This is a genomic window from Streptomyces diversicolor (assembly GCF_057537855.1).
The window spans coordinates 23,312-30,033 of the sequence record NZ_BAAJXA010000072.1; the positions used below are offsets into that span (position 1 = coordinate 23,312).

Consider the following 6,722-nt stretch of genomic DNA (forward strand, 5'->3'; position numbering starts at 1 on the left):
GGTGTGGGCGAGGGTGAGGGGTTTGTCGGGGGGTCGGACATATGATCCTTCCTCATGGGAGATGCCCGAATTGCCGTGGAGCAGGACGCCGGCCCGGGGCGGTCGGGTGACTGGGAGCGGCCGGGCGGCACGGCCTCGGCGCGGGCCGCCGCCTTCGCCGTCTGGTACCTGCGGGCCGTCGCCTTCGTCAACTTCCTCAGCGGGGTGTGGGTCTCCCTCGGGCAGGATGTGCGCCGCCACAACCAGGAGAACTACTTCACGCCGTACCTGCTGACGGCGGGTTTCGCCTCGGGCCTGTTCACCGCCTTCCTGGCGATCACCATGCGGCGCCGCAAACGCGCCGCGTGGATCCTCAACCTGGTGCTCAGCGGAGCGTTCCTCGCCCTGTTCGCGTTCGCCATGACCTTCCCGGAGATCCGGCAGTACGCGCAGAACTGGATCTCCCTCGTACTGACCGCCGCCTTCGTCGCCGCGCTGCTCGTCGGACGCCGCGAGTTCTACGCCAAGGGCGACCGTTCCAACCCCCGGCTCGCCGCCGGCGTCGCCATCGGCGGCGGGCTCGCCGCCTCGCTGCTGGCGGCGCTGCTCGTGACGGTCACCAACGGGGCGCCGGACGCGGGGCGTTCGACGTTCCCGGAGCGCTGGCACTACGGCACGCTGCGGCTGATCTCGGTCGCCGCCGACGAGTCGTACTTCCCGGGGATCTCGACCCCCAACTGGGTCAACGTCGTCATCAACGTGCTGAGCACCGCCCTCGTCCTGGCCGTGTTCTACGCCGCCTTCCGCTCCCGGCGCGCCGTCGACCCGCTCACCGTGGACGACGAGAAGCGGCTGCGGGCGCTGCTCGACGGCTACGGCGAACGGGACTCGCTCGGCTACTTCGCGCTGCGCCGGGAGAAGAGCGTGGTGTGGTCGCCGACCGGGAAGGCGGCGGTGGCGTACCGGGTCGTGGGCGGGGTGTCGCTGGCCTCCGGGGACCCGCTCGGCGATCCGGAGGCATGGCCCGGGGCGATCGTGCCGTGGCTGGCCCAGGCCCGGGCGCACGGCTGGATCCCGGCCGTGATGGGCGCCGGCGAGGAGGCGGGGACCGTGTACGCACGGCACGGCCTGGACGCCCTGGAACTCGGCGACGAGGCGATCGTGGAGGTGGCGGACTTCACGCTGGAGGGCCGGGCGATGCGCGCCGTCCGGCAGGCCCACAACCGGGTCGGGCGGGCCGGGTACACGGTGCGCGTGCGGCGGCACGAGGAGATCCCGGCCGACGAGATGGCGTATCTGGTGCAGCGCGCGGACGACTGGCGGGACGGGCCCACCGAACGCGGGTTCAGCATGGCGCTCGGACGGCTCGGGGACCCGGCCGACGGGCGCTGTGTGATGCTCGAATGCACCGATGCCGACGGCGAGTTGAAGGCGCTGCTGTCGTTCGTGCCCTGGGGGCCGCACGGGCTCTCACTGGACCTCATGCGGCGGGACCGGGACGCCGACAACGGGCTGGTGGAGTTCATGGTCATCGAACTGCTGCGCCGGGCCGGGGAGATCGGGATCACCCAGGTCTCCCTCAACTTCGCGATGTTCCGGTCCGTCTTCGAACGCGGCGCGCGGCTCGGCGCGGGTCCGGTGCTGCGGCTGTGGCGCTCCCTGCTCAGCTTCTTCTCGCGCTGGTGGCAGATCGAGTCCCTGTACCGCGCCAACGCCAAGTACCGGCCCATCTGGGAACCCCGGTTCCTGCTGTTCGAGAAGAGCGCCGACCTGCCGCGCATCGGCCTGGCGTCGGCACGCGCGGAGGGGTTCCTTGAGGCGCCGGGACTGCCCGGGCGGCCGCACCGCGGACACCTGGACACCCGCCGATGAGGTCCGCCGGATGAGCAGGGTCGCCCGCTGGGCCCGCGCCGAGTGGGGGCTGCTGTACGTCACGGTGCGCGAGCCGCTGCTCAAACGCGGCCCGCGGGCGATCCCGATGACGCTCACCGCGGTGTGCCTCACCGCGGTGCTCCAGGTCGTGCAGAACCAGTCGTGGGGCTTCCAGTTCGTACAGAACGTGGGCGCCGTACGGGCCAGGGACCCGCTGTGGCTCGCCCTGCTGCGCACCCCGCTGTCGCTGTTCGTCCCGGCGCTTGACCTGCCGGTGTGGGGTGCGCTGGCGCAGATCCTGTTCGTGTTCGGCATCGCGGAGATCTGCCTCGGCCCGCGGCGCACGCTGACCGTCGCGTACGTCGCCACGCTCGCCGGGACCTGGTACGCGCGCGTGGGCATCGCACTCGGACCGCACACGCCGCTCGGCCTGCCGGCCTCGGACGCGCAGGTCGTGGACACCGGTCCTTCGGCGGCCGTGGTGGGCCTCGCGGTGTATCTGAGCTGGCGGTACGGCGCGTATGCGACGGGCGGCGCGGTGGTGCTCGCGATGGTGATCGAGGTACTGGTCAAGGACAACCTCGCCGGCAAGGAACACATCGCGGCCCTGGCCGGCGTCACCGCCCTGTGCGCCCTGCTGGCCGTCCTCCGCCGCCCCAACCACCACCGAACACAGAGCAGCTAGGCAGCGCCCCGAAGACAAAGGGGCGCGGGGAACTGCGCGCCCAGCCATCACGGCGCCGCAGCCGAACGACAACCCGTCATCGGCTCCCCGCGGAGCGGTCGGGCGCGCCGGCGATCCAGTTCTGGACGGCCCGGCCGAGGCCGGACCAGCGGCGGTCATGCCGGTACGCGCGCACCAGCGACCGGGCACGGGCCCGCGGCCGGCGCCGGTAGAAGCGCCTGGCCCACGGCGAGCCCGGCCGGGCCAGGCGAACCGCGCCGACAAGTGCGATCAGCGGGACGACGACCCCGTACAGGGCGGTGCGGGTCTTGCCCTTGCTGAGGGAGACCAGGGAGAACAGGAAGTTCACGGCGACGCTCGTGATGGCCGCGCCGCGGCCCTGGAGTTCCTGCGCGGAGAGGTCGTTGACACCGAACGGCGCGAAGCCCGCGAGGAGCAGGCCGACGAGCGCGGCGGTCAGCACGACGGCCTCGACGCTCTTGCGGCCCTCCTCGGTCCAGTAGACGTCGTCGAGGTGCAGGATCAGCGCGAACTCGTCGAGGACGAGGCCCGCGCCGATGCCGAAGACCACGGCGGAGACGAAGGCGCCGAGCCCGTGCCGGCCGACGGCCACCGCGCCGAAGCCGCCGATCACGGTGAGCACGACACCGGGGACGGCGTGGTGGATGTGCAGCCCGCCCGCGCTGACGTTGCGGAAGGGGCCCTTGCCCGCCCGGATCAGCCGGGTGATGGACCGGGTGACCAGGAAGGTCAGGACGAACGCGGCCAGGGCGAGAAGCAGCGGGAGCTTGCCGGGCTCGATGATGTTCCGGTCCAGCCAATGTCCCATGTGCGCACATTATCCCTGACGGCGCATCACCGATCCCCGCCGCGGCGGCGCCCTGGCCGGGCCGCGATCGCCGGGCACGACGCGCCCGCGTGCGGCCGGGCGACGGGCGCCCGGCGGTGCCCTCGCGCCCGGCGGGTACCCTGCGCCGGTGTCCACGACCTCGCCCGCCTCCCCCGCCTCCCTCTCGGACGGGCTCCGCTTCGCCTTCGGCACCCTCACCGTGCTGCCCGTAGCGGTGCGCCGCTGGGACCGGGCGGCGGCCCGGCTCGGCATGCTGAGCGCCCCGCTGGTCGGGCTGGTCGTGGGCGGCTGCGCGGCCGGGGCCGGGCTGCTGCTGCTCCTGCTGGGCGCGGCCCCTCCACTCGCCGCGGTCGCCTCGGTCGCCGTACCCGCCGTACTCACCCGCGGTCTGCATCTGGACGGCCTCGCCGACACCGCGGACGGGCTGGGCAGCGGCAAGCCCGCCGAGGACGCGCTGCGGATCATGAAGCAGTCGGACATCGGGCCGTTCGGCGTGGTCACCCTGCTGCTCGCGGTGCCGGCCCAACTGGCCGCCCTGGCGCAGGCGTACGGCGACTCATGGGCCCGGGGTGCGTTCGCCGCCGTGGTCTCGGCGACCGCCGCCCGGCTGGCGCTCACCGCCGCCGCCCGCGCGGGGGTGCCGGCCGCACGGCCGGAGGGGCTGGGCGCGGCGGTCGCGGGGGTGGTACCGGTGGGCGGCGCCGTCGCGGCCGGGGTCGCGGTGGTGGCGGCGGCGGGCGTCGGGGGTGCGGTGGTGGCGGCGTACGAGGGTGTCCGTGCCGCGCTCGGGGTGGTCGTCGCCGTCGGTGCCGCCGAACTCCTGCTACGGCACTGCGTGCGGCGCTTCGGCGGGGTCACCGGAGATGTGTTCGGCGCGGTCGCGGAGACGGCGGCGACGGTGGGGCTGGTGGTGCTGGCGCTTGGCGCTCCGCTGTAGGGGCCGTGACTTGGTCGCCGCTCGGGTGCGGGCCGTACTCGGCCGCGGCGCCGTCGTGGCTGGGCGCGTGGTTCCCCGCGTCCCTCGGGGGCCGTGTGGGGGGTGTACAGGAACTTGGGGACCCCCTTGTGAAGTGTGTGGGGGCGATCGGTGAGAATTCGGCGGACGGGTAGTAGGGGTGCCCGTCGGGTACCGGCGCGGGTGGCTCAGGTCACAGAAGCGCAGGGGCGGCACATGGCCATGACGTCACCCACAGGTGAACGACCAGGGGAATGAGCAGGCGCACACACACGCGTAGGCTCGTCCCGGGTGCTCGCCGACAGGGCGAAGGCCCCGGTCGCGACGCGCCCTCAGGCCAGTTCCAGGGTCGGTCCCCGGGCCCGGTCGACCCACCCATTCGGCCACAGCAACTTCACATCGGAAGCGAGATTTCACCACCGTGACTGCTCTGACTCTCAGCACCGCCGCGGCGCCCGGCCTGCGGGCCGACGCGATCGTCGTCGGCGTCGCAAAGGGCGCCAAGGGCCCCGTCGTCGCACCGGGCGCCGAAGCCGTGGACAAGGCGTACGACGACAAGCTCGCCGGCGTCCTGGAGACCCTCGGTGCCACCGGCGCCGAGGGCGAGCTGACGAAGCTGCCCGCGCCGGCCGGCTTCAAGGCGCCGCTCGTGGTGGCGGTGGGCCTCGGCGACGAGCCCGCGAAGGGCGCCGCCCACGGCACCGAGGCGCTGCGCAAGGCCGCCGGCGTCGCCGCCCGCGGGCTGAACGGCGCCAAGAAGGCCGCCTTCGCGCTGCCCGTCGCCGACGCCGCCGCCGTCTCCGCGATCGCCGAGGGCGTGCTGCTGGGCGCCTACTCCTTCGACACCTACAAGGACGGCGCCGGCAACGGCAAGACGGGCAATGGCAAGGCCGGCAACGGCAAGGCGCCGCTCGCCGAGGCCGCGCTGCTCGGCGGCAAGCCCCGCGACAAGGAGCACAAGGCGGCCCTGGCGCGCGCCACCGCCGTCTCCGAGGAGCTGAACCGCGCCCGCGACCTGGTCAACACCCCGCCCAACGACCTCACTCCGGAGGCGTTCGCGGCCATCGCCCAGGCCGCGGCCAAGGAGCACGGCATGAAGGCGCAGGTGCTCGACGAGAAGGCGCTGGCCAAGGGCGGCTACGGCGGCATCCTCGGCGTCGGCAGCGGCTCGGCCGCGGCACCGCGCCTGGTGAAGCTGTCGTACACCCACCCCTCGGCGAAGAAGCACCTCGCCCTCGTCGGCAAGGGCATCACCTACGACTCGGGCGGCATCTCCCTCAAGCCGGCCGGTCACAACGAGACGATGAAGTGCGACATGAGCGGCGCCGCCGCGGTGTTCGCCGCGGTCGTGGCCGCCGCGCGGCTCGGCCTTGAGGTCAACGTCACCGGCTGGCTCGCGCTCGCCGAGAACATGCCGTCGGGCAGCGCCACCCGTCCGGGTGATGTGCTGCGCATGTACAGCGGCAAGACCGTCGAGGTGCTCAACACGGACGCGGAGGGCCGGCTGGTGCTGGCGGACGCGCTGTGGGCCGCCTCGCAGGAGAAGCCGGACGCGATCGTGGACGTGGCGACCCTGACCGGCGCGATGGTGCTCGCGCTGGGCAGCCGTACCTTCGGGATCATGGCGAACGACGACGCGTTCCGCTCCGCGGTGCATGAGGCGGCCGAGCAGGTCGGTGAGCCGGCGTGGCCGATGCCGCTGCCGGATCATCTGCGCAAGGGTATGGACTCGCCGACCGCCGACATCGCGAACATGGGTGAGCGGATGGGGGGCGGGCTGGTCGCCGGCCTGTTCCTGAAGGAGTTCATCGGCGACGGCATCACCTGGGCGCACCTCGACATCGCCGGGCCCGCGTTCAACGAGGGCGGGCCGTTCGGGTACACGCCCAAGGGTGGTACGGGGTCGGCGGTGCGGACGCTGGTGCGGCTTGCGGAGCTTGCGGCGGCGGGGGACGTGGCCTAGCTCGGCCCGAGCTGGGCGGGGGGCTGTGGACCGTGCCTTCGGCCGGTCGCGCAGTTCCCCGCGCCCCCCTCGGTGCGGTGCCGGTCGTCTGTCGGGTGCGGCGCCGTCGTGGCCTTTCGCGCAGTTCCCCGCGCCCCTTCGATGCGGTGCCCGTCATCCGTCGGGTGCGGGCCCGTCGTCGCCATTCGCGCAGTTCCCCGCGCCCCCATCGATGCGGTGCCCGTCATCCGTCGGGTGCGGGCCCGTCGTCGCCATTCGCGCAGTTCCCCGCGCCCCCTCGGTGCGGTGCCCGTCATCCGTCGGGTGCGGCGCCGTCGTGGCCTTTCGCGCAGTTCCCCGCGCCCCTTCGATGCGGTGCCCGTCATCCGTCGGGTGCGGGCCCGTCGTGGCTTGTCGCGCAGTTCCCCGCGCCCCTGAG

General features: G+C 73.5%; 5 protein-coding genes. 4 read left to right on the top strand and 1 reads right to left on the bottom strand.

Translation table 11 applies throughout. From position 1 onward, the window contains the following. Positions 1-54: 54 nt before the first annotated feature. Both AC27LF_RS43450 and AC27LF_RS43455 read left to right on the top strand, forming a co-directional pair. Positions 55-1,851 carry a phosphatidylglycerol lysyltransferase domain-containing protein gene (locus AC27LF_RS43450; RefSeq protein WP_479662021.1) on the top strand — a complete coding sequence of 599 codons (1,797 nt, stop codon included), beginning with the start codon at positions 55-57 and terminating at the stop codon, positions 1,849-1,851. Between the two features lie 10 nt (positions 1,852-1,861). Further along, positions 1,862-2,536: a hypothetical protein gene (locus tag AC27LF_RS43455; RefSeq protein ID WP_479662022.1), complete on the top strand. Its 675-nt coding sequence runs from the start codon at positions 1,862-1,864 to the stop codon at positions 2,534-2,536. Between the two features lie 76 nt (positions 2,537-2,612). On the opposite strand, the gene AC27LF_RS43460 is transcribed toward AC27LF_RS43455, so the two are convergent. Next, positions 2,613-3,365, bottom strand: coding sequence for a hypothetical protein (locus tag AC27LF_RS43460; RefSeq protein WP_479662023.1), 753 nt, complete (start codon positions 3,363-3,365; stop codon positions 2,613-2,615). A 148-nt stretch (positions 3,366-3,513) separates the two neighbouring features. Between AC27LF_RS43460 and AC27LF_RS43465 the strand changes: the two genes are divergently transcribed. Together AC27LF_RS43465 and AC27LF_RS43470 are read left to right on the top strand one after the other, a co-directional pair. Then, a complete protein-coding gene (locus AC27LF_RS43465) occupies positions 3,514-4,323 on the top strand; it encodes an adenosylcobinamide-GDP ribazoletransferase (RefSeq protein ID WP_479662024.1) in 810 nt (269 codons plus the stop codon). A 439-nt stretch (positions 4,324-4,762) separates the two neighbouring features. Continuing rightward, positions 4,763-6,304 (top strand): leucyl aminopeptidase, encoded by a 1,542-nt coding sequence (locus AC27LF_RS43470; protein ID WP_479662025.1) that lies wholly within the window; start codon positions 4,763-4,765, stop codon positions 6,302-6,304. Positions 6,305-6,722: the final 418 nt, after the last annotated feature.